We start from the raw sequence: 218 nt of genomic DNA on the forward strand, positions 1-218 counted from the left end.
AGTCCACCAGACTTATAAAACGGTCCCGACGGGAATCGAACCCGCGATCTTCGCCGTGACAGGGCGACGTGATAACCGCTACACTACGGGACTTTTTATGGGAGTTAACGGGTTCGAACCGCTGACCCTCTGCTTGTAAGGCAGATGCTCTCCCAGCTGAGCTAAACTCCCATTGAGTGTTCCTAAGCTAAGCGACTTCCGTATCTAACAGGGGGCAA

General features: G+C 53.2%; 2 tRNA genes. Both read right to left on the minus strand.

The window, feature by feature from the left end:
* Positions 1-20 precede the first annotated feature (20 nt).
* A tRNA-Asp gene (locus AT575_RS10465) sits at positions 21-92 on the minus strand.
* A 6-nt stretch (positions 93-98) separates the two neighbouring features.
* Positions 99-171, minus strand: a tRNA-Val gene (locus tag AT575_RS10470).
* Between the last annotated feature and the right edge of the window lie 47 nt (positions 172-218).

It is taken from the genome of Streptococcus penaeicida, from assembly GCF_002887775.1.
Lineage (GTDB): Bacteria > Bacillota > Bacilli > Lactobacillales > Streptococcaceae > Streptococcus > Streptococcus penaeicida.